Origin of the sequence: Aliisedimentitalea scapharcae (assembly GCF_045277565.1) — a bacterium.
Classification (GTDB): Bacteria; Pseudomonadota; Alphaproteobacteria; order Rhodobacterales; family Rhodobacteraceae; genus Aliisedimentitalea; species Aliisedimentitalea scapharcae.
Window position 1 is genome coordinate 158,643 of sequence record NZ_CP123586.1, and the last position, 25,753, is coordinate 184,395.

A 25,753-nucleotide genomic window follows, 5' to 3' on the forward strand; every position below is an offset into this window, starting at 1 on the left:
GTCAACGATTTACATGTTTTTGCGGTGCATGACTGGCCTTGGTGCACAAGCACGACACTTGCGCAACCGCTCGGAAACAATGCCTAAGAATTCGGGGATTTGAGAAGCGTCCACGGCAATATGCCGTGGACCAAATCACAGGGTAAAGGACGGGCTGCTGGTTGCCCCGGCCGCCACGAAATTTCCGGTCTCATCGTCATAGACCAAATAGGTATCGGGGTTGGAATCAGATCGGTCATCCAGCAACCAAGGTACATAGATTTCAGACTGGGCAACAATATCCAGATAACTGGCACTTCGGCCATGTTGGTCCAGATCCGCACCCAATTCGTTCCACTGCACAAAGATATTCTTCTGCGAGTTTAGCGTTTTCTTGTGACCGTCGGCCAAAACCTCATTTGTCCAGGCAATGATCTGAGGCGCGCTTGCAGGGTATCCAACCTGTGTGCTGGTGGCGTTTAGAAGGGCCGCCACAGCATGGCGCATCAATGCGTTTTCGCCCCCTCCGTTGAGATCCAGAGCTTCAACCAATGTCAATTCGGACAGGCTTGAAAACTCAACCGGTACGTCGAAAACCGTTCCCACTGTCTGATCCGGCGCATAAATCAATTCCCCATCCGACGTTGCAGGCCAGGCCGACGCATTGTGTTGACTTGCGTTGTTTTTCCAGAATCCTGGCGTCAAACCTGCGCCTTGTCCTTGGTTCACCCCGTGGTGATGCGCCAGATCGGTATCCGTGATCAACCGATCTTGTCCTGCAAACACTGCGGCAGCGTTGCCATATGCGCCCGTCGAGGCCACGGCATCTCCAACACCCTCAGAGGTAAAGAGCCACGTTTCATCAACATCAAGCAAACCGTCGTTGTCAGCGTCGCCCCCAACATAGATGGCAGCGAAATCATCGCTTGTATCGTCAGGCGTACCGGCATCGTCGATAACCCCTGTCTGCTTGTCCAGATACACGTCGCGCGTTCCGTCATTGCTGACCAGATAGGTCCAGACGAGTGGCGTGCCCTCGACAAAAATCGGGCCGGGTGCGTTGTTGGCGTCTTCCAGTTCCGTGGGGGCATAGACATCGACAGCGTTAACCGCCTTGACCAAAGTGACCCCATCAACATGTCCGACGAGCCGGGCATTGTCAGTATCCATAGCCTGACGGCCCAGATTGTCGGTCGCGACAACCGTCGCGATGTTTTCATAGTCACCTTCGACCGCAGTCCCGATCGCGGCATAGAGCCATGTTTCACCGGGATCCAGAAGCCCATTTCCATCATCGCCGGACACAAAGACCGGCGTGAAGTCATCCGACGTATCGTCCGGAGTGCCCGCATCATCAGCCAGCATGCCGACGGTTACCGAAACTTCGCCCGTGTTGGACACCAGATATGTCCAGGTGACAGTGGAACCTGCGCTGACAGCGACCGGAACGACATCGGCGTCTTCGGCCTCGGACGGATTGAGCGGATCAATTGCGTTGACAGCCTTTTCCAATGTAACCGAGATAATGTCTTCGCTCGGGGTGCCGTGATAACGGGCCAGGTCGTTGGCCGTTACCTGGTAGCCAGTGGAATCTGAGGCGCTAACGACAGCGGTATTGACGTAGTCACCCATCGTGGCGACGCCCGCGGCCGAGAACAACCAAGTTTCGCCCACACCCAGAATTCCGTCACCATCGTCACCCGAAACATAAACAGGATCAAAGTCATCGGATGTATCACCTGGCGTGCCCGCGTCATCTGTCAGACTGTTGATCGTCACCGGAATGTCATGGGCATTGGAGACCAAATAGGTCCAAGTCACCGGTGCGCCGACCGTAACATCGACGGGCAAGATATTGGCGTCTTCGGCCTCCGTGGGATTCAGTGGATCAGCAGCATTGATGGCCTTCACGAGCGTCACAACCGGCACTTCTGGTTCCGCAATGCCCGTATAATGCGCCAAGTCGGTATCGTTCACCGCTGTTCCGACGGGATCAAGCGCCGTGACTGTAGCAACGTTCACATAACCGCCCAGAATGGCGTTCTCCGATGCGCTGAACAGCCAGGTTTCATTGGTGTCGAGCACACCATCGTTATTGGCATCACCCGAGACAAACACCGGATCGAAATCGTCGCTCGGGTCGGTCGGAGTTCCTGCGTCATCTGTCAGGACAACATTTGTCAATGCCGTGGTTCCCGTATTCTCGACCAGATATGTCCAAGTTACGGTATCACCCGCAACAACGGTTGGGCCTCCAGGTGTATTGGCGTCTTCGGCGTCGGTGGGGTTCAGCGGATCCGCTGCATTGACAGCCTTGGTCAACGTCACCTCAGGGGCAAGTTGAACACCGGTGTGGTGGTTGAGATCCGTGTCCGAGGCCGTACGCCCATAGATGTCACTGACAGTCGCCGAAGCTTCATTGACATATGCACCTTGCACAACCGTACCGAACAGTTCGGCCAACCAGGTTTCACCCGGATCAAGAAGGCCGTTGCCATCGTCACCAGACACATAGATCGGCGTTTCGTCATCGGTTGGGTCACTTGGTGTCCCCATGTCATCAGTCAATGCATCAAGGCTGACTGAAACAACGCCATTGTTGGTAACGAGGTAGGTCCAGCGGATCGGAGAACCGATGTCCAAAAGCGGGCCGGGACCGGTGTCAGCATCCTCGGCAGTTGTCGGGTTCAACGGGTCAGCGGCGTTGATGGCTTTTTCGACAACGACCGATGGTTCAGGATCGACGATGATCTGGCCAATATGATGGTTCTCATCCGAAGCGCTGATTGCCGGACCGCGGGTTCCGCGGGCTGTGACTGTTGCAGTGTTCGAGTAAGCCCCTGCCACCACTGTGTAATCTGCTACATCTTCCGACGTATAAAGCCAGACTTCGCCCTGATCGAGAAGCCCGTCGTTGTTTAAATCACCCTCAACAAAGACCGGATCAAAGCTGGACCCGTCAGAGCCGGTATCGCTCAGAGAGACATTTCGCAATGCTTCATCCCCCGAGTTGGAGACCAGATAGGTCCAAACCACATCGGTACCCACGGCGAGTTCGACTGCATCAATTTCCGAATCCGCGTCTTCAGCCGAAGTCGGGAACCACGGATCAACGGCATTGATTGCCTTCTCCAGCTGAATTCCCGGTGTGTCGCCACCAGGATTGCCACCACTGGGTTCTGCCGGTCCAGTCGGTGTCGACCCAGCGGCCGTCTGCAACGGGACGCGAACCGTATCGTCTTCGGGACCACCCGCGCTGTCATAAGCTCCGCGACCATTGCCAGGTTGCGGATCGCGCGGCGCGCCATGCTGGTCATTCCATGCCGGATCCTGTGGTGTGACCATCGCGATCACGTCATAAGCCTCAACCCTGCTGGTGGCGGCACCCGTGGCTTCGGACAGATCCAACAGGAACTCGACCACATGCGGCGATGGCAATCGGTTCACCGCCGGTGCCCCGAACCGTGAGAAAGGCACGATGAAGCTGTTGAACTCACCGGTCCAGTCAAACATTCGATCCGTACCAGAGTTGCCAATCAAAACATCCCGGCCGCCTCCGCCGAATGCAAAGTCAGCCGCGCCGCCGGTGCTTTCCGGAGTCACCGCGCTGTCTGACGTATCGTTCAACCCACCATTCGTTCCGAGATTATCGTCCAGTTGATGGTAATCGTCACCCCAGCCGCCGAACATCCGATCATGGCCAGTCCCCCCAAACAGCACATCATTGCCATAGCCGCCAAAGATCGCATCCTTGCCGTCTTCGATCAGTACGGCATTGGCGTCAAACGTCAGGAAATTGAGGAAATAATTCTCGATGATGGGACGGGGATTTTCCGGATCGTAGAACGTTTGATACGTGCCAGTCACACGGTCATAGAAGTCGGTCAGAATGCCCGTCGCGCTGTCATGGAGCATCGGCGCATTCGCGATAGCGCGAGTATCCTGATGGAAGATCGCCAAAGCCTCGGCCCCCGAGGCTGCATCGTCACCAGCACCAGCGTGGATGAAATCATCACCCAGACCACCGTAGATGATATCGGCCCCGCCTTCTTCGGGCAAAATCGCATCGACCGTCACTTTGAGGTAACCAGCCAGATCCACCTCGGCACCAATCCAAGGACCCGGAATCGAAAGGGTCTGTTGTGCCTCTGCCGAGATGCCGTTCAGGGGCTCTGCAACACCGTTTCTGCTGACACGGATTACACCATCATCGCCAACAAGACCGTCTTCGCCAGTGCCACCAAAGATCCGATCATCTCCTGTTCCACCCTGAATCTGATCATCGTGACCATTGCCATAAACCACATCATTTCCTGTCATGGCGTGGATTACATCATCACCATCCTCGCCATAGATGAGATCGCTTGCACCCAGGCTGCCGGTGTCCGTTCCAGGCGTATAGTCCAACAAAACCGTTGCCCGCGGGATCAGCCTGATGTCACCGCGCGGATGCGGCTGCGACGGATCTGAGATATCGTTCCCGATATCTGACGTTGTGTCATAGGCATAGGTGAGCCAGCCGTTGGCATCGTCAACGAGATCAAAGATGTTGCCGTTGTCACCCAATATGACATCCGCATCGCGCCCGTGGTTTGATGGCTCACCCAGGAGGCTATCGGCATCAGACCCCAGAATGTCCATCGTGATTTGAGTCCCGGCACCGCCGAAAATCGTATCCTCACCGTCAGGTCTCAGATCTGGCGTAACCAATGTATAAAGCGATGAGCTGCCACCGATCAGGTCGTCCTGACCCAGACCACCAAAGATCAGGTCGTTGCCACCGCCGCCTTCGATGTAGTCATCGCCGTCGGTTTCCTCCTCAAAGGACGGCACCAGAACAAGCGTTCCGCCAAGCGCGCGGACAGCCGAGACTGGCGTCGGCAGGATTGCTCCGTCTCCCTGAACGGAATCGTCGCCAAGCTGCGCAAAGATCTTGTCGTGCGAGGCCCCGCCAGCGATGTCGTCATTGCCGAATTGACCATCGTTACGCGCCTCATAGCCAAAGCTGTGGTACAGTTCCGTTATCTCAAAATTAACCCAGGGTGCTTCTGCATGACGGGGATCGGAAAACAACGTGACGTTATCGACATTGGCCGACCCATCACGGTTGTAAATTGTCGGGTCTGTTAGCTGAACGATACGCGCGTCCTGGGATTGGAACGGACCGATCGGGCGCTGAACCAAAGTGACGTTGTCGCCAAAAATCAGATCCTGATGGGCACCGCCGTCGATCCGGTCGGTACCCGGGACGCCGCCAGCGACACGGTTGGCCCCGCCAATCAGAATGTCCCGGCCAGTGTTGCCAAAGATCTGATCATCGCCGCCGTTGTCAATTTCCAAGCTCGCAATCTCGACGATCACGTCATAGGCGGTGGTGCGGATACGCAGCGGCGGTTCAATCACGTTGATCCGGCCATGATCGCCGAACACCACGTCATCATCGGCACCGGCCACGATCAAATCGTCGCCAACAATCATTCTGTCACCCGCATCGGACAACAGCGCGCCTGCAACGGGAACAGTCAGAACCGGGCCAGCCAAAGCGCGTTTTTGATCGATGGTCAGCGTGTCATCATTGTAAACGGTAATGTCGCCAAAAATATCGACATTAAAGCCGCTGTCGCCCCAGATCTGATCAATTCCAGCTCGACCAAAGATAGCATCATTGCCACCGCCGCCGGCCAGATGATCGCCTTGGAGGCTGCCCATTATCAGGTCATCATTGGCACCACCATAGGCCGTGATCTTGCCCGCGTTGCTGCCTGCAGTAACAACACCATCAAAAGTGCCATCTGGCAGACCAGCACCGTCTTCGAGCAAAAGTGTTAGCCCATCGGTCGAAATCGACGCGATACGGAAGCTGCCGGTTGCGCCGTTTTCCAGTTCCAGTTCAATAGCACGCCCCGCACGGAAACCCGCATCGACCCAGCTGGATGACGACGCAATGGTCATGGCCGTTGCGTCCAGCGTCAGCGCTCCAACCAGTTCAGCATAAACAAGGATCTCGTCCTGGCCTGCGATCAAGAACGGATCGGCAAGCGGCATTACAAAGCTGGACCGGATATCGGCCAGTTCTGCGTTTGTGAAGGGCGGGAAGGGTTTCTCGCCAAAGTTGCGACCCACATTGTCGTCGCCTTCGCCCGAATAGAACACACCATCTTGCGACGTATCGCCATAAATCACGAGCAGCGATTCTGAACCGCCGCCGCCATCAACAATGATCGAGTCACCGTCACCAGCATCGCGGTTTCCGCCGCCATGGATCATGGTGAGGCCACCGTAGATTGCGGTTTCATCATTCTGGCCAGCGGTTGTGGGCTGCAACGTTCCATCAATGCGCAAATTGTCGTTGCCCTTGCCCATCATGATGTTGAGAATCTCGATGCTGGACAGCAGCGGATCAGTTCTGAAATTGCCTTCTGAATCGACCACCTGTGTACCAAAGGAGATACCGCCCGGCACCGTAGCGGGTTCGCCGAAGTCGGCCTCGGGGAAGCTCAGATCAACCGCCATGCCAAAGCCGGTCAGACCAGTGGACGTCAGAACACCATTTTTGTCCTCCTGCGAGGCATCGTCAAAGATGTTCAAAACATCAATTTGCGCCTCTTCGTCAGGCTGCGGGCCGATATCGACAGCTTCGCCCGGTGTCTCACCCGGCAGGATGATTGCCTGGATCAGTGTCCGGTCAGCACCTGTCGCGCCACCTTCGACCGAAAGTGGTCCCTGAATATTGGTCAGGCGGTGCACCGATGAAAACGACATCTTGTTCCGCAAATCGGGCGGAAGCGTGTAGTCATCATTGAATTCGACGGTGATTTCGACTTCGGTTGCCCAGTTCGTGTCATCAAACTGGATAGCATCTGCGACACGAACCACACGCACCGTGCCAGTGTCAGCCGTCAGCGCAGCGGAAGGAGTCAACCGCAGGAATTCCCGGTCAAGTACATCCAACTCCAGCAGGGCAATCTGATACAGACCGGCATTGGGTCCTCCGGTAATGCGGATCTCATGGCCCGGCAGGAACCCATCAGCAAACCAGCTACCGCCGTCAGTCCGTGTGATTGTATCTCCGTCGATAGTGACACCATCTTCGACAATGGTTTCATCGCCAAAGATCACCTGACCATTAAACAGTGCATCAATCGTCACCTGACCAAGCGACACCTCGGTGTCGGAGCCAACATCAAAACTGGCACCTGCAAAGGTGATCGCCGTATCGGTAACTGCTGTCACTTCATAAGATTCTTCGGTGCCCGTGTCATTCGCAGCGCTATTGGAAATCGCGATGCGGTCTCCGACATTGACAAACGCATCGAGGAACGACCCTAGGTCGGTGCGGGTCACGGTATCACCCAGGAATGAAACGGGACCTTCAAAGAATTCTGCAACCTCGAATTTACCCACATCTACGTTATCAAGAAGCCGGTCGCTATTGTCCGATGTGTCAATCGCACCGACAATGGATGCCTGCCCGTCGGTCAACAGTGGAATGGTTACGATCTCGCCCGGATTGGGCGCAGAGGTCAGACGCAGCGTATAGTCGTCAGTCTCGAGCGGGGTCACCAAAGTGTTCCCTGCACTTTCTGTGATAACAACGCCCGGTGTGTCATTGTCGAGCACCTTGACCGGCAACAGCTGGCTCGCGACACCGTCAAAGGTCCCGCCCGTGGACATTACGGTTGCCTCGATCTGCAGACCACGCGGATCTTCGGGGCGTGTGTCATCAATCGCTGTAAGGGTAACATATTTGACTGTATCCCAGTCCGACGCGTTGAATGAGACCGTCGGCGTGTCAAAGGACAGCTGAGCATCGGTTTCCGGTGCAAAGATCTCTGCCAGCGACACAGTCACGGTTTCGCCGGCGTCAGGCGCACGGGTAAGCGTTACGCCAACCCGATCCGTGAACCCTTCGGGCCCTTCCAGAACGCGGGTGTCAAACCCATCATGGGACAGAATCACATCGGCCCGATCATTGTCCTGCACTGTGACCTGAACATTTCGAACCGCCAGCCCGTCATACAGATCTACTGCATCCTGATCGCTGCCACTGTCATTCACCGCTTGGACAGAATGGCTGATGACGACCTTGCGTTCGCCTTCTGCCAGTGTGTCGTCCGACGCCGCCACCCAAATGGTCTGAGCATCCGACCAATTGGTCGAATCAAAGACAAGTACCGTATCTCGGGTTGGCACGATTTCGTCCACTCCGTTAACCGGAATCGTATCGTCAAAATCGCCATCAGCGGTGCCTAGCAGAATGGAATCTCCGCCATCCGGCACGCCATCACCATTCCGATCCAGGAAAATCCGTGGTGCTTCGGTTGGATCCCACGCGTCTTCGTCATCCGAAGACCGAGCCGCAGAAACCGTAATGTAGACGCGCGTTCCCGCCGCAATGGCTTCGTTCAGAGAAATCTCGTACCGATCCCCGAAGTCGCCTTCGCGCACCACAGAGTAGCCGTCCTCTGTACCGTCATCCGCAACTTCACGGATCCGAACCGGGCCGCTGCTGTCTCCGGCTACAGTCATCTCCACACCTTCGACCGCGAGGCCGGCAAAACGGCCGTCGCTGAGGATGCTATGATTGATAACCGAGCTTTGCCCTTCCAATCCGGCACTGCTGATCGATTTGGTAACATCGCCAGCGACATTGACCACGTCACTGCCCAGATTGCCGATGATCCGCACCGCGACACCAATGGGTGTAGACAACACAAAGAATTCGTCGTCACCTTCCAGGCCATCAACCTCGAGAACTTCGATATTTTCGAAGTTCACGTTGAGACCGCCACCAAATATTCCATCCTCGCGTATCACAAAGGCGTCGCCGAATTCGGTCCCCAGAATGACCACTTTGTCATACCCGGCCCCGCCATCGATCGATACTGGCGCATTCAGGTTATAGGTTACCTGATCCTCGCCGGTGCCAGTGTTGATGATGTTGCGTCCGGCTACTGAATACTGGTCGATAATCGGATTGAAATTTTCATCCGCCAGCGCAAAAGCACGCACAACGAATAGATCATTGCCCGCGTCCCCTTCGAGCCGGATTTCAGCCTTGTTGGAATAGACCGTGAATGTATCGCCGCCGTCGCCACCTTTGGCCACCAATGCCTGGGACGGGCCAGCCGTGATATAGCCACGGGTTGTTCGGATAATATTTGACGGTTCGTCACCCGGAACGGCCCCAAGATGGAAGGTAGCGCCTTCGGGGGTGTCGGCATCCAGAACGCCATGGAATTGGCCGATCTGGAATCGGTCTGCGCCGGGACCGGCGTCCAGAGTCGTAATCGTGCTGTTGCCATCGACAGCAAACAGATCGGACCCACCAAGGCCAAAGACTGACAGGCGGCCATTGACGGCACGGTCGTAGTTAACCCGCTGTACATCAGCGGGCCTGTCAGAGGTCGTTTGTGCCTGATCAATGGCATTGTCCAGCGAAACGTCTGTGCCATCTGCATCAGCATGAAGCAGAGTCACAAAAGACGGCCGGTCGGACGTGCGGTTTTCGATAGATGTGATTTCCCGCATCAAGAAAAGGTCGGCTCCATCAGACCCGGTGATCGCAAGCGTATCGGTCCCGTCGTTCCGGGCTCCGGTGTCGAGCACATTGATAACGTAATCGCGCTGTTCGCCGTAGGTCCCCGTTGTATTGACGACGTAAACGTCGGTGTCTTCTTGACCATCAAGATCCAACGTGTCCCGCACACCGCTATCGCGATAAGTATTCATCGTCATCAACGTGTTGACGGTGATCTCGTCTTCCTGTCCGGCTGTCTGAATGTAACCCTGAGTATCGAGCTGAAGCGAATTGACCGTGACGAGGTCGACATCACCACCCGATTGCAAGAGGAACTGATCGCCAGTCTGATCGCCACGCGTCACAATGCGGCCAGTCAATTCGGCGCTGCTGCCATAATCCGGATCATTGTCAGTGCCCGCGCGGGCAGACCCGGTGCGCGTGGTGTCAAGCTGGGCGGTAATCGTTGTCCCAGCGATAATCAGGCTGTTTGATTCCATCGACAGATTGTCGCCAACCCACAATGCAACCGACGTGCTGGCATCAACTGTGGTGCTGGCAAAAGTTTCCACCGCGTTTTGCACCACAAGCCGCGAGCCGTCGGGGAGCAGGTAAAGATCTTCTGCCGGAGCCAGGATGTCCCGCGGTAAAATGCGTGGCACTTCGGCATGTGCATAAGGCGATGCCGGCAGAGTCGGTACCGCGGGTGTATCCGGAATGGTCAAACGCACGGCACCGCCAGTTGAAAGAGCATAAAGCAAATTCAACTCGTTCGCTGTTTCGGTCAAATACACGCCCACATCGGCGTCCGCCGTGACGATGCCCGAGAAGTCTCCCAAAATACCGGAATCTATATCAAAATCATCCGCAGACAGACCAATCGTTCCAAAATCAGCAAGCAAATGAACATTTCGGCCGCTGACGTTGTCACCTTCGTTTGCACCCGAGTTCGAGTCCAGAATAGACCCGGCCCGCGCCGTCAAGGTGACGTCTCCCAGGGCAGAGGCCACGCTATTCACCCGCATGGAGCCAGCGGTTTCCGTGATCCGGGCGGTTTGTTCGGCGGTGGCGGTCAGAACGCCAGATTGCGTCGCGCCCAGCACGTCATCAACAAGGTTTGTTTCAAGGAAGTCGGCATCGGTACCGATACCGCCAGCATTGGCGGTCAACGTGATATCCACGCCTCCCACATCCCACGGGTCGACCGTACCATCGGTCGGATCCGAATCCAGAATATTACGCGGTGCCTCAAGTGTAACATGGCCCGCCGAGGAATTGATGCGACCGACACGCAGATCATCCAGATCATTGGACAGAACAGCGTCAATCTCAGTTAGCGTAATGTCGTCATTTGTCGCGGCATCAATATAATGCGCGCCGTCCCCATCAAGGTCGCCTTGAAGGATGTTTGTGTTCGACACAATGCGAAGATCATTGTCACCGGCACCGCGTATGGTGGAACCATCAGAATTTGTTCCATTCACAGTAATCCGACTTCCGGCTTCGACCAGATCAATGTCCCATGTTGTGGTGGTCAGTTCAGTCGCATTGGCTGAATACCCCGCTCCTGGCCCCAAATCCGCGTCAGGTGCCGGCGAGGTCGGATCATCGTAAAAGAATTCAAAGTAGGTTCCATCGTCATCCGTGTCTCCGTCGACCAAAACGCCTGCGCCTTGCCCATTGACGTTTTCGCGGACTGCGGACCGGAGCGAAAGCGTTGCCTCGGTGGCGGCGGCTACAACTCCGATTGCGACAGTGGTTGTTGCGGCGGTTGTGTTCCCGGTGCGCAGGCGCATACCAAGATCCAACCAGATATTGTCTCCGGACGTGCCATATAATGACTCGTCTTCAGTGGCGAGGCGGGTCAAATCTACTCGGATTGCATCAGCCGCGGTGCCTATGTCACCCGACGTGGCTTCAATCCCATGGAACAGGGACACAATTTGGGTCGAGGTACCCGCGGCAACCGTAGACGCCCGTGTCAGGGTCAACGTATCGCCGTTGAAAGTGGCAATTTGGTGCACGGTATCACCAACACGGATCAGCCCACGCTGCGAAACCCCAAGTTCAGACCAATCCCGACCATCTGTTCGGACCAGTTCAACAGCACCGGCAGCGCCAACCTGAGCAGTGATTTGCAATTCGGCAACCGTGTTGCTCATGAACTCCGTGTCACGATAGCTGCGATCAAAATCCGCGTCCCCAAGCGTGTTGGTTCGGATCACAGCGCCTTCGGTTAGGATGTCACCCCCTGTGTTGAGTATGCGGGTTTCTCCCAACGGGTTCTCCAGCGACGCACCATTGACGTTGCTGCCGGCCAACACAATGTTCCCTGCCCCCAGGTTACGGATATCAATCAGGCCGCCGCTCAACGTTTCCTTGATCGAGAACTGCATCGCGCTTGCAGAAGAATCCAGGTCGACCAGTTTAACGCGCGCCTGCCCTGTTTGACCAACCATGTCGATCCGGTTCACGACGAGGTCGAAATCAGACTGGTTCGTCAGACGAACCTCGGCAAACCCACGCAAAACACGCAGTTCAGTCCAATGTTTGCCACCGACAACACCATTCTCCTGCGAGATATACCCGCCGGGCGCGTTGAACACGACAGACCCAAGGTTCGAAGCAATAATGTCTTCGACTTCTATCCGGTCACTGCCGTTGAAATCATTGAAAGCGTCCGTTCCAATCTCTGGCAGGATAAAGTTGCCGCTATCGTCCATTAGTCGGACGTTATAAGCGCGCACCACTTCACCGCTGGCATCAACCACCAGTTCTGGAGATGGCCCGGCGCTGATCTCGATATCGGAGTCCCATTCGACTGACGACCCAACGTCATCGACGCTGACATAGACCGCAAGATCATTGTAGCCCGGATAAGTATTCAGGGCACTGGGTGGAACGTCATTGATATGGACATTCACGTCCCCAATCAAACGTGGCGCTGCAAAGATCGTGGCACCGGCGTCACCGTCCAAAATGACACTTGTACTGTTGCCACTGGGAGAGGTCCCAGTCCCAAGGCCAATGCCCCAGAACACAGCCCGATGATCGTTGTCATAGCTATAACCTGGCCGCTTGACTTCAAAATCAACACCACGACGGCCCTGAACCAAAGTGCCATCAACCAATGGATCGTGACCGGTGCCCAAATGCCCTTCGATCCGAACGGAAGAGTCATAGTCAAAGGTACTGTAAGATTCGGCCCGCGTGCCGCCAAACAGTCCCCCGGCTTCGGCGCGTGCATAGCTGTCCATCGTCAGGTTACCCGACAATACGCTGGAAGTCGGGCCACCAAGAATGCCGAGATTGGCGCTGACATCAACAGTTTCGGCGTCAATCGCGGCTCCATCGCCGATGACCGAATTCGAGCGCGCCGTCAGGTTGTTGTCAAGATAGGCACCCGCGCCGGCAATCAACCCGCCACCGTCGGCAATGACCTCGGCTGTGTGGTTAAAGTCGAGCTGCGAATACTGACGGAAATTGCCTGCGGCTTCGATTGTGACGCCTGTGGCCTGAACTTCGGATGCGTCTGTATCTGCTGCTCCGCCATTCAAACCAGTGGCAGCTGTACCGCCAACTGTAACACCGGTAATGCTGGACAATTTACCCAGCGCAGTCGTCGAATAGCTGGTCGCATTCTGATCGCCATCCGAATTCTGCACATTCAGCACACCACCGGAAATATTGCTGACAACGAGGTCAAGATTTGAATCGGTCAGTGAATACAGCGTAACATCACCGCCCGCCTGAACGAGATCGGCATTGATAAAGGCCTGTGCCTTCACATCGGTGCGTGAATCTGCGTTGGGGATCGAAAATGCTCCGAGACCGCCACCGCCGCCGCGGGCTTCGGATTTAGTCTGTCCATCAAAGGACACGAAAACTGCCTCACGGATATTGCGGCCCTCTATTGTTTGCAGACCCATCCCCGAGGCATCCGTCGGATCTCCTGCAAGAGCTTCCAGGTTGACACGGAATTCGTGACGACCCTCAGTTGGAGCACCCAAGTTGACTTCGACCCGTTCCAGACGCTGGATACCGCCAAGCGTTTGATGAACAACCGTTGTTTCATCAGACAGGGTGATCGGAACCGAACCGGAGAACGACGCGATATTACCCGTGCCATCCACCAACAGGAAGCCATCCGCGACTGGGCCACCATTGCTTGTCACCGTGTAAGTGGGCCCGGCTTCCAACCTGGAAACTGGCAAATCCGAGGCTTTGGTCAGGGTATGGACAGTTTTGTCACTCGCCGAACGCGAAATCGGAATCTCGGTGATCGCGATGTCATTGCTCGGGTCGCCCGGGTCGGTATAACCGACTGCTTCCAAATAGGTTTCGGCCAACTGGATACGATACGCATCGACACGAATGACATAGTACCCCCGGTCCGGAGACAATTCGGGAATGGCATTCAAATCCGGATCAGGGGTGCCTCCTGGTTCGATTGAGTAAACGACCAGATCTCCGCTGTTAAAACCATGGCCCTCATAAATACCATCCCTATTAACGTCTGTACCCAGATAAATCGTGTCGTTGTCCTGAGTGATCAAATCGCCTGCAGTCGTCGCATCTGGCGTACTGCTAGTGCCCTGCAAATCAACAAAAGCAGCCTCAAAGCTGCGCGGTGACCCAGTGTTGGAATACGTCACCTTGTCGCCTGCCACAAAGGGCATGGCACCAGGGTCGATGACACCGGTGGTAATTTCTCCGCCGCCAAAGGTCAGGCGGTCGGTGCTCGCGTTAAAATCTGACGTCGCAAGGCGAATGGTGAAGTCGTCCACCACACGCACCTTATAGGTTGCACCTGCGGTCAGACCCGAGATCGGATCGCCTGTCGGCTGATAAATGATTTCGACATCGTCTTCAAAATTATGCGCATTGGCAAACCGAATTGTGTCGCTGCTGGCATCGACCTGCGCTGACCCTTCGGGGGCCGCCTGATAAATTCGGTGCGTCCCCGACGAATACATAAGATCCACTGGGGTACCGGTGCCATTCTCGGCATCAGACTGATCGCTATACAGTTCGATCGCGTTCAAATTCACATCGACAACACGAACGTAAAAGGTCTGCCCTGTCGGAGCGATCGGAATCGCGGTGCCCGGATCATAGCCAACTAATTGACCAGTATAGAGATCCGAGGATGCGCCCAAATAGATCCGATCTTGCATGGCATCGACGCCAGCTGGGACCTCCACATCAATCAGGCCGTTCTGGGACGCCGTATCCGTGGCCTGTGCTTCTGTCGCATAAAGTTCGATTACAAAATCATTGATTGCCCGGACATAAGCAGTTCCTCCAACTGCCGCAGCGCTGGAAACCGTGTCCCCAGTGGCAAGACCATGCACCGAGCCAAAGCTGATCTGGTCCTGAGCCGGGTCAATACCCGTGATCGGGGCAGCGACACCCGTTAGCGGCAGTACCGCAGCGGAACTATCAAAACTCTGCGACGTTTCAACAGAAAGCGCGGAACCGAACCGGAAGGTATTAGCCGGGTCGAGCGCATTTTCCTGATAATCCAGAACCGTGTAAGTGCCATTGGCTGACCCAGCCCCTGTCAGAACAATTCCATCGCCTTCCTGCAAACCGTGGCGCTCAAAACTGATGGTGTCGGTGGTGCCATCCATGGTCAAAAGATCTGAAGGCGGATTGGTATCCCCATCATCGGCAACGGCACCCACGGTTACGTCGTCCGCGCGAATTGTACTATTTTCGCTGATAAAGGCTTCTACATCATTGTTGGACCGGGCATCCGATACCGAAGCAAGAACAGTAATGCCGCCTCCGCCATAGGCGCTGGCCTTGCCCTTGGCTTCTCCGACAATGTTTCTTGCGGTGACAATCAAATCACCTGTCAGATCCAGGTCCGCGCCATCGCCTGCGTAAGCAGCAGTATCAGTGTATGTGTATGCGTTGGTTTGCGACCCACCGCCTGCGATCAACGCACCGGTCCCGACCAAAACATCCGAGAATGTACCTGCCTGACTGGTCGCATCGACGGTCACATTGCGACCTGTAACCTGAACATTATCGCCAAGCCACGCGAAGGACGTGGCGCTCAGGTCCGAATCTGAGAGCAGGACCGAGACCGCAATCCCACCGCCCGAACCGACATCACCATCAACCGATGCAAAATCGTTGTTCGTATTGCTCTGGACAACAAGATCGCCGGTCAGATCAATAACCGCGCCATTGCCGATCCAGGCTTCGGCCGTCGAATAGGTGCTGTTGTCTGCAGAACCGACATAGGCGGTTCCGGTGCTACCTGCACCGCCAGCGATGCTGACGGACACAACCAGCAGGTCCACATCTGCCTTGCGCTGTTGCGCGTCCGCCCAAACCGTGACGTTGTCAGCGGTGATGCTGGTCCCCGCCCCGACATAGGCTTCCATCGTTGTGGTCACGGTTGCCGTCGGGATCAAAGCCGTGATGGCGATCGCACCGCCCGACCCGCCATGCACATAGGCATAACTGTTGCTGTCCTCGATAGCCGTGATTGTGACATCCCCGCCATTGATCATTGATGTCGCTGCCGCGCTTCCGGCAAGCGAAGTCCCATCACCCAAACCAAAACTGGCAGATGTCAGGCCCGAGATATGGCTGTCGGCAGACCCGCCAGTGCCGGTAATTGCGGCGACCCCAGCCGCGAGAATTTCACTATCGGCGTCACGAAGCGCGTCCGCAGTCACCGTAAGCCCGCCTCCATCGATCTGAGTGCTTTGCCCCACATTGGCAATCACGTCGTTTTCGATGGTCGACGTGGCCAACAGCGCGGTAATCGACAAACCGCCCCCTGATCCACCATCAGACAACGTGTCAGCAAAAGCGTCGGATTCAGCCACGACAGTCGTCCCGCCGGCACCAATTGTCAGACTGGTGGCTGAGCTAGACACGCCCCGGTCGCGATCGGACCCGATGGTGGCCCGGGTTTCACCACCAATTGTCGCCGTCGCATTGGACCCCGCGCCCGCCAGGAGGCCCACGGCAGCACCAGTGATTTCGGTGTATGCGTCCAGAAACGAGGTGGCTTGAACGTTCAGGGTCCGCGCAGCAATAATCGCGCCTTCGTCGATGATGGCCCGGATGTTACCAGTGATCTGAGCCCCCGACAAAGAGGCCGAAATTGCGCCACCGCCGACTGTCACAGCGGTTGCATCGACATTGGCGTAGTGGGTCGCTTCGGCGTCGACTTCAATTTCACCCGAATCTTCGGCGGTTCCGGTCGCGGTTACCGTCTGGCGGCTACTGTTGCTCTCGAGCCCAATAAGCGCCTCGACATCACGTGTAACCAGAATGTTCCCGCTGGCTCCCTCTTCGGCATCCGGAGCCGCACCGATCCCTGCACCGGTCAAAAGACCGACCCCCACGGAAATCAGATCCGAACTTGCAGTCGCGGTGCTGCCAGATGTGACGTGCACATTTTGACCTGTCACTGTCGAAGTACCACGGATCAAACTGCGAACCCGCCCGGTCACTTCGGCGCTGGCAAGCATGACCGAAATTGAAACGGCACCAAAGGATCCGCCTTGCGCGGTCGCAAAGGCCAATGTGTCAATCTGAGCGTCGACAACAACGTCCCCGTCGGTTGCTGTGACAGTCGAGCCCTGAATTTTTGCCGTCACGTTGCTCATCACCAGCGCCTCGGCGGAAACACCCGCACCCGAGATCGAAATGGGCGAAACCGCAATGGACGCCGCAGTCCCCGTTGATTTGAGAATGTTGTGAACAGCGCTGGCCATGACATCAACGTCATCTGCTGCTGTAACTGTGCTGGTGCCGACAATCTCGGCCTTCACGTCTCGATCAATCTTGTTCTCGATTGCCACACCAGCACCGGCAAGCCCGGCCATGCTGATCGACACCGTTACACCCACGGCTTCGCTGTCGAGCGTCGTTAGATCCTCGGCGTCGACAATAACGTCACCGGTGGCCTCTATCGTGCTGCCACTGATCGTTGCATCGACATTGCCCAATGCCTGGTTTTCCACGATGACAACGGCTGCGTTGAGCGTGATGGAGATCAGCGAAATTGCGCCCGAGATAGAGACCGCAACGGTCGTATCGTCAAAGTCCACGTCGGAAAAGGCCTGTACGCGCACATCGCCCGAGGGATCCAGGGCACCAGAGGAATCAACGCCGGTTGCTTCGACATGCGAACTGGTGATGTTCGCGTCCAGTGTAGAACTCAATGTGTTGTAAACACCGGCACCGGCACCAGAAACAGAAACCGATACACCATCCTTAAGGTTGGTGGCGACGCTAAAGGCGATCGATGCAGCAACCGCGATGCCATCCATGCTCGACGTATCTTCGGCGTAGACATCTATTCCACCGCCCGAGACGCGCGGGTTCCCTGACGCATCCTCAGCGTCCACGATTTCGGCGATGATGGTGTTGCCAATGGAATTGTCGACGTACCCGCCTGCACCGCTGATCGAGACGGCTGTGTTCTGGCCGATCGAGATTGCGACCGCCGCCCCGACCGAAATTGTTTCAATGACCGCACTCGCCTTGGCATGGACCGAGATCGTGTCACTGGCCTGAACGGATGAATCCGAAATACGCGCCGTCACCTCGTTTGAAATATCATTGATTGAAACAAATGCGGCGAGCGCAATGGAAACCGCCGGATCACCAAACGAAAGGCTGATCGCAGCACCATCTGCGCTGGCGAACATATTGGCCTGGTCAAAGGCAAGAACATCGACCTTCCCAACTTTTTCAGTGGCGTTTACACCTGCGATAACACTGTCCGAAGTAATCTCGGCGGTGATCGTGTTGTCGATGTCATTGAAAGCAAAACCACCCGCCAGGCTGGCAGTGATAGATGGGTTGCCGGGCGAAATGGCCACGGCACCAGCGACACCGATTGCAATGGCATTGATCGTGGCATCTTCGGTCGCGACATGGTCGAAATCTGCAACACCCGCAAGCTGATCCTGGGCGTTCTGAGATGTGGTTGGTATTGTGCTGGCTTTGACCAGGACATCGCCACCTGTGGTATAGATGTCGGAATCCTGTACACGTGCAACAACGCTGTTTGCAATCTCGTTGACGGAAACCGAGGCCGCGATGCTCGCGGCGACGGCCGTACCACCGCTACCGACAGCAAGCGTAAACGATCCGGCCAGGGCGAATGTATCAATCGTTGACCCATCCTGCGCCAAAAGGGCAACATCGCCGCCCCCGGTGCTGGTAAACGAAGAATTCGTCAACGACGCTTCGGTGTCGAAACCTATTTTGCTGATGGCGACACTGCCCGACCCGGAAAACCCGATGGCGTTGCTATCCGTCAGGCCAACGTCTGCAGTGACTGCCACGCCCAGAACAAAGGTATCAATATCCGCGCCGGAAATTGCCCCAATCGAAAGGCCACCATCTGCGGTTTCAAGCGTGGACGTGTCGACCGTGGCACCAACGTCAGGCGTGTTGCCCCCTTCCAAGCCGTTGATATCGTTCACTGCAACAGCGATACCCAAGGAAACAGACGCCGTAGAACTGAGCCCGATTGCAATGCCAACCCCACCCGCATCGGCTTTGATCTCCGACTCGTCACCAAGGCCGCCTTCGATCAAAATCCCCTTGTTCCCGCCTGTAATCGTGGCACCATCAACATCGGCAAGGGCACGAATTCTGAGCCGGTTTCCGGATCCGGTGCCAGCAAGCGCCAGAGCTGCGTCACCTTGCGAAGCGGTCCCTGCCCCGGCAATGGTCAGCGCAGTGATCTTGGCCGTCAGATCCGCCCGAACAACGACATCGCTGTCCGCGCTGTTGGCAACAGTTCCGGCGGTGATTTCGGCTCCATTCACGATTGCCATCGTGTCTGTGGTGAGGTTGTTGATCCCGATTGAAAGGCCAAGGCCACCCGCAAACCCGCCGCCACCGCTGCCTGCAAGCGCAAGAGCCAGAGCAAACCCGCCTGCATCGGCATCTATCGTTGCATTTTCCTTGGCAATGACCGAGATGGCCCCATTGGTTGCGGTAAGCTCAGTATCACCATCGACTTCGGTCGCCACAGCATGAACGACGGTGTTCAGATTGTTTACCGATACTGATCCCACACCGCTAAAGGCATAAGAGCTACCGCTTGAGCTGTTGGATACAGCAAGCGCGACACCATACGTATAGTTTTCAATCTCCGAGAGATCGTCGGCTTTGATGGTTATTGAACCATCCATAACTTCGATATTGGAATCACTGACGCGGGCAACCACGTCAAAGGACGCGTCTTCGGTGCCGACTTCATTGACGCTGATTGCGATACCAACGGCCGCAGCGGTGCTGCGACCCAGCCCGCTGGCAACCGAGAAGGTCAGTGCCCCGGAAATCGAAAGAATATCTGGTTTCGCTGTTGCAAGGATCTGAGAGGAACCCTGGTACAGGGTGACAGTTGAGTCTGAAACATACGAACGGACCTTGCCGGACAGCAAATTGACGCCAACTGAAATGGCAACGCCCACCGAAATGGTGTCGTTGCTTTGCGATGTTGTTACGGCTCCACCCAGGCTACCCGCGAGCGAAAAGATGTCGCCAACGCGAAAGGCGTCAATGATCATGCCGCCGTCACCGGTGGCATTCAAATTCGGATCATTGGGGAACGGGTCCGCGGCAATATCAAAATTGGTCCCCAGGACCAATGCGTCTGTATCTCCGCTGACGTCGTTTACACTGACAGCGCCCGCGACGCCAATGCCGGTCTGGGTGCCACTACCCCCGGTCTGGCCACGCGAAATGGCAATGGCGAAAGAACCCGAAACCGCAACGATCTGGGTTTCGTTGTTCGACGTGACTTCGAGAGATCCTGCGTTGACAGTTCCGGCGTCCGTGATGGACGCCCGAGTCGTGTCATCCACAAAGTTAAGCACAACAGACCCGGAAACACCCACACCGGTATTGACCTGGTTCTCAAGCGGTTTGTCACCAAACAGAATGCCCAGAGACTCTCCGTCCAACGGGTCGTCCGATTGGTCAGGGTGTTGTTCATTGGATTGAATGGCTCCAGCGATAGAGAAACCCCAAATCGCCCCGTCGTTGATCGCACGCACCGAAAGTGCACCGTCCAGATCCAGATAATTTGTGGAAACGGCACTATATGAACCGTCAGCATCCGGCAGTTCCGGCCCAATAACAGCGCGGGTGTTCCGCGTGACGTCATTGACCGCAATCGACACACCGACGCCAACGGATTCCCCCAGGAACAATCCACCAGTTATGCCAACATGCGTATCCAATGACCCCGCATAAAGCCGGGCATCTTCACCGGTGACATATGCGCGATTGCCAAGCTGGACCAGCGTGTCGCTATCCTGATAGATCACCGAAACCGTACCGCCAACAGCAAATCCCGAAGACGAGGCCGCGCCCGATTGGGCAAAGCCCAGATTGAACAATGCCTCTTCGGCCTTCATGTTGAATCCACCAGAGCGACCGGTAAAGATCCTTGCGTTGTCTTCGACAACAGCCTGCGTCGTATTATCGACCAACTTTACATAAAGCGTGGCTCCGATACCGCCCTTGCCACCACTGTTTCCGGCCACGCTTGGCCCTTCGGTATCAAACGCCTCACCGCCGTCAAAAGATGCGCCACTATTCGACACATACAAATCATTCAGACCAACCGATCCCAAAGACCACCCAAAGATCCCAGCCATGTCAATCTGCTGCATGTAGGATGTCGCTTCGACCGAAACGGTTTCCTGCCCATAGTAAGGGTCTGAGACATCTGCATTAAATGATGCATCCTGATTGATCAGGGCACCGTCTTTTACGGTTGCTTTGGCAGTCGTGTTCTGGACCTGGAAGTTGACCGACCCGGCCACCGAAACATTATCACCCTTGGACGTAGACGAGGCCCAGCTGTTCAGGAAACCTGCCAGACCAAATGTGTTATCAACATACTGAGTAATCGCACCATAGCCCTCGGTCTTGAACAGATCGACAACTTCACCAGCAGTCGTCGGCAGAAACTGATCCAAGGTCTGGGCAAACGGATAGGTCACGCCACCAATCACCCGCGTCGCCCGCTTGGCATTCAACTCGGATCCGCCGTGAACCGTGGCCTCTGCATTATTGTCGGTGATATTCAGGATAACTGCGGCGCTGATTGTATTGGGTGCGCTTTGTTGGCCCGTATCATTTTCTTCCTGAGGTTCGGTGCTGGACTGGGCAAAAGCCTTGCTCAGATGTTCGATCTCAGCCTTGACTTCCAGATCTTCACCCGAGGTTAGAACCGCGGTGGAATGGACTTCGGTTGAAACGTCGTGATCATTGAAAGCAAAGGCAAGGGCCACAGCCGCATTAAGACTGTTGGGGTCGGCACCTGCTTCGGACATCGCCTGATTTGTCGTGGCTTCGTCCGATATGCGACCCATGAGATTTGAAAAGATATTGCCGAGGATCGAGTCGTTGACGTTGTAACCATCGGGAGAATTCGACCCATCAGAGCTCGCAGAGCTGAGACCTGCACCAGCTTCGGAGGTGGTTTCGACGGCAAGATTGGCACCAACGCCTACGCCGGTGGCAAAACCAGGATCCAAGATATGCGCCGCGCTCAGCGTAAAGTCATTCCCGGTTACGGTTCCAAGATCAATTGCAACACCCGCGAGTGCCTCATTTTCCGTCTCGGCAAGCATGATCGTCTGGCCGTCAGCACCAAACCCGGTGCGGGCACCACCGTCCAGATTGAATTCGTTGGTCCCCATAATGACGTAGTAGGTATTGCCATCGACCAGCCCGCCAATCGACGATCCGGCACCTGCCTGATAGATCACCGACTGTCCCAGAGGATAGGTTTGGTCCACCAAAGAGAACCCTACACCGGTTCCTGTCAGCGCCCCATTGGGTAGCGTGATCTCATTCCCGACAACGTCGACTGATGAGAAAGACTTGTTGTTTGTATCCGGATAGATTGGGCTGGTCGCGGTGCCATTGAATTCGACTAGGTCGACAGCTTCACCACGGAATACACTGTCCTCGAAAAGAGCAAGCTGAATATAATCCGGGTCGGAAGAATCCTTGAGAACAAAGTAGGATTTGCCATCAATCAGGCCACCGATATTCGCGCCGCGGCTGGATGTATAGGTCACCACATCTTCGGTTGCCAGCGCATTTGGTCCAACATAGATCCTGTCGTTAACCAGATCGACATAACCGCGTTCACCGACCCCTGCCCGCGGGTCGAATTCCAGTTTGACCACCGCACCAGGTTCACCGCGGCTGATGACGGTTCCGTGGATATCTGTGTGGACGTCGGCGTCAGAAAGTTCGATCGCCAGAGACGCCCCGACGGCGCCCGACGAATAGAGACCCGAGGAGGCCGACGCCTGAGAGTCGACTTCACCACCGGCCAGCAGATTCGCGGTCAGCCCCGCCTCTACAACCGCGTTTTCAGCTAAAGTCAGCGTAGATGACAACGTTGAACGCGCAACTGCGAGCGACAAGGAAACCTGCGAGTTCGGACCGGTTGGCACATCGCCAAGGCCTGTGTTGGTTTCGGCGGTCATATTCGCCGTCGAAGACGCATCAGATGTGATGACGACAAAGCCGTCAGAATAGATGTCCGCAAACTCTCCGATGTCCACAGTGGCAATTGCCGTGGAGTCGGCCCAGCCCAAACTCGCCAATGCAAATCCGGCCGCACCTGAGGCATTGGTCACTGAATTGGCATAAATGCCGACGCCACTGTGACCGGTGATCTCAGCCCGCTGTCCCACGGTAACGCTGGCTTCGGTTTTCTTGACCAAAACCTGGAACGGAAATGTCAGAATATCCGCGACCTGACTCAGCAACGGGCCGACAAGATTGTTGTTCAATGCCGACGAAATTTCGAGCTGCTCGGCAAAGGTGCGCTCTTCGGCCTGTGCAATCAGATACACACCGCCGGCTTCAATTCTGGTATCGTCCCCAATATCGATTGTCGCTTCTTTTGACGACGGAAAGATCGGGGCAAGGTTCTCCAGTTCGGCAGTGCCGATGCGACGACTGCGAAATTCGATAAAGCCATCTTCGGAGGTGTCCCCCACGATCGAGACGGAATCATTCACTGTAATCTCTTCGGCAATCACCTGCATTGAACCGCTGTCGCCGAGATCAATGCTGCCCGAAAAGACAACAGAATCCTCACCCCCATCAGCGGCAAAGGTCTCGGCACCGTCAAATTCACCATAGATATTCAGGGATGCATCCCAATTTGCCGAGAGGCTCTGAACATCCAGAGAATCTGACCCCGAGCCCAGATTGATCGTCAGCGAGGAAGTCGGGTTTGCAAATGTGATATTTTCAAAAGTCGGAATCAACCCACCGGTCGTTCCGATATACATGTCGTCCGCACCCGAGGCGCGCAGGACCGCAGTGTCAGCATGCGCCGACAAATCGATCACAAGATCATCTGTGGCATTGTTCTGGGTAATCGGTTCCAATCCGCGATAGACCAGATCGGTACCGTCCAATGTTATGTGACCGTCGTTGGCGTTCTCGGCCGCATAAACAATGCTGGAAAAAGACCCATCAAGTATCAGACTGTCAAATTCCCCGTCACCCCCATCAATCTCGATTGACTTGGCCAATTCGTCGGCTGCGACGGTAAAGGTGTCATCACCGTGCGTTCCCACGAGGCTTTCAAAGCCTGTGAAATCGATCGTAAAGAACGCGGCCTCATCCCCGTTGGCGTCTTCGAGTTTGACCGTCGCGCTCCCCGAGGCACCTTCGTCGGTTACATCTTCGATCAGCCAGTCGGTCGACGTACTCAGAACGTCATCCCCTGCCCCGCCGAATATCTCAAGACGGTCAACCCCACCACCGCCCGTAATGGTGAATACGGGAAGCTTTGCAGTCTCTCGAACCAGCTCAAAGAACGAGACTGCATCTATTTGGATATGGTTAAGGTTGACGTTCGTTCCCGAAGGCCCAGATCGCGCATCTATGTGAATTTCGGATCTCAAGGGCGCGGTATGGGACCCACCGAATGCCTGGGCAATTTGAGATCCACTTGAATTGAGCGCCCGGATCGCGTTGCCACTTTCGTAATCGAAAGCGTCGATCCTCAGGGTGCCTTCGTCGGCTAGGAGGGCATCAGCCATTGATATCGTAAAGTCGGCAGCCAGCAGAAGCCTGGGCTCAAGTTGCTCGACAACAGCTTGTTTGCCACGGGATTCTGAGGCCCGAGAATTTCTGATAAAACGGCGTCGCTTGGAAGAAAGAAACTTTCGACCCGGCAAAAACGGGAATGACACTTATCGGCCCCCCTTGAGGAGTGAGCTAACGCTCCCTCTGCTCAACGGGGGCGGTTGGGTAAAATCATGATTTGTCTGTCGCGCAATCTTTTTCCTAAAAGCTTAGACAGTTCAAAGCCTTTTGACTACTCTTTCTTTCTAGGCACCCAAATCGCCCGAATAAGAAAACAATTTCAACAATGAAAAGGCTACTGTTTATGCCCGTGCAACAATTGTTCTACAATACCGCTGTACCTGTCAGCGCACAGCGACATGGTGACCTGTCAATCAGCATGGGGAAGTCCTATTCATTCGCCAGCAAAACCAACTCTATTCCTGTTACAGCATTGGAATTCGGCCCCGCCGCCAGCGACCACCCGATCGTCTTTGCAGGTGTGGGAGACGACGCAGTTCCGGCAATAATCGTCGGTACACGCAACGATGAAAATTTGGCTGTCGACAGCGACGGCCAGTGGAGTGGCACATATATTCCGGCCTTTGCCAGACGGTATCCCTTCATCTTCTCCCTAGATGAAGAAAAACAACAGTTCACGTTGTTGCTGGACGAAGAGTACGAGGGCGCGAACAGGGAAGGTCGCGGCGAACGCCTATTCGATTCCGAAGGCGAACAGACTGTGTATTTGAAATCCTTGCTAAAGTTCCTGCAAGAATATCAGGCTGGCTTCGCGCGCACTCAGGCATTTTGCAAACGCCTGATCGAATTGGACCTACTTACACCGATGCAGGCACAGTTTTCCCTGCCCGCAGGAGAAAATCGGACGTTGGGCGGATTCAAGGTTGTTGACCGTGAAAAACTGAAGGCGTTGCCAGGTGACACTCTCGCTGAGCTCTGTAGTAAGGATGAACTGGAATGCATTTACCTACATCTGGCGTCACTGCGTCATTTCCGAAACATGTTGGAACGGACCCAACCCGTCGCGACGCAAGACCCCATGGAACCCGCAACAGACGACGTGGAACCAGAAGCCGACAGCTGAGGTCCCTGTCCGTTCTCATCGCACTGACCCTGTCATTCGCG

2 protein-coding genes and 1 pseudogene are annotated in these 25,753 nt (G+C 55.6%); 1 reads left to right on the forward strand and 2 read right to left on the reverse strand.

The features are described 5' to 3' along the window. Positions 1 to 135: 135 nt before the first annotated feature. On the reverse strand, positions 136 to 24,582 hold the full coding sequence (locus QEZ52_RS22560) for a calcium-binding protein (protein WP_343211605.1): 24,447 nt from the start codon (positions 24,580 to 24,582) through the stop codon (positions 136 to 138). An 18-nt stretch (positions 24,583 to 24,600) separates the two neighbouring features. Continuing rightward, positions 24,601 to 24,735, reverse strand: a pseudogene (locus QEZ52_RS22565) (LEPR-XLL domain-containing protein); the annotation flags it as partial. Positions 24,736 to 24,914: 179 nt separating this feature from the next. Here QEZ52_RS22565 and QEZ52_RS22570 point away from each other — a divergent pair. After that, the gene (locus tag QEZ52_RS22570) at positions 24,915 to 25,712 is read left to right on the forward strand and encodes a SapC family protein (RefSeq protein WP_343211606.1); all 798 of its coding nucleotides are present in this window, start codon (positions 24,915 to 24,917) and stop codon (positions 25,710 to 25,712) included. The last annotated feature ends 41 nt before the right edge of the window (positions 25,713 to 25,753 follow it).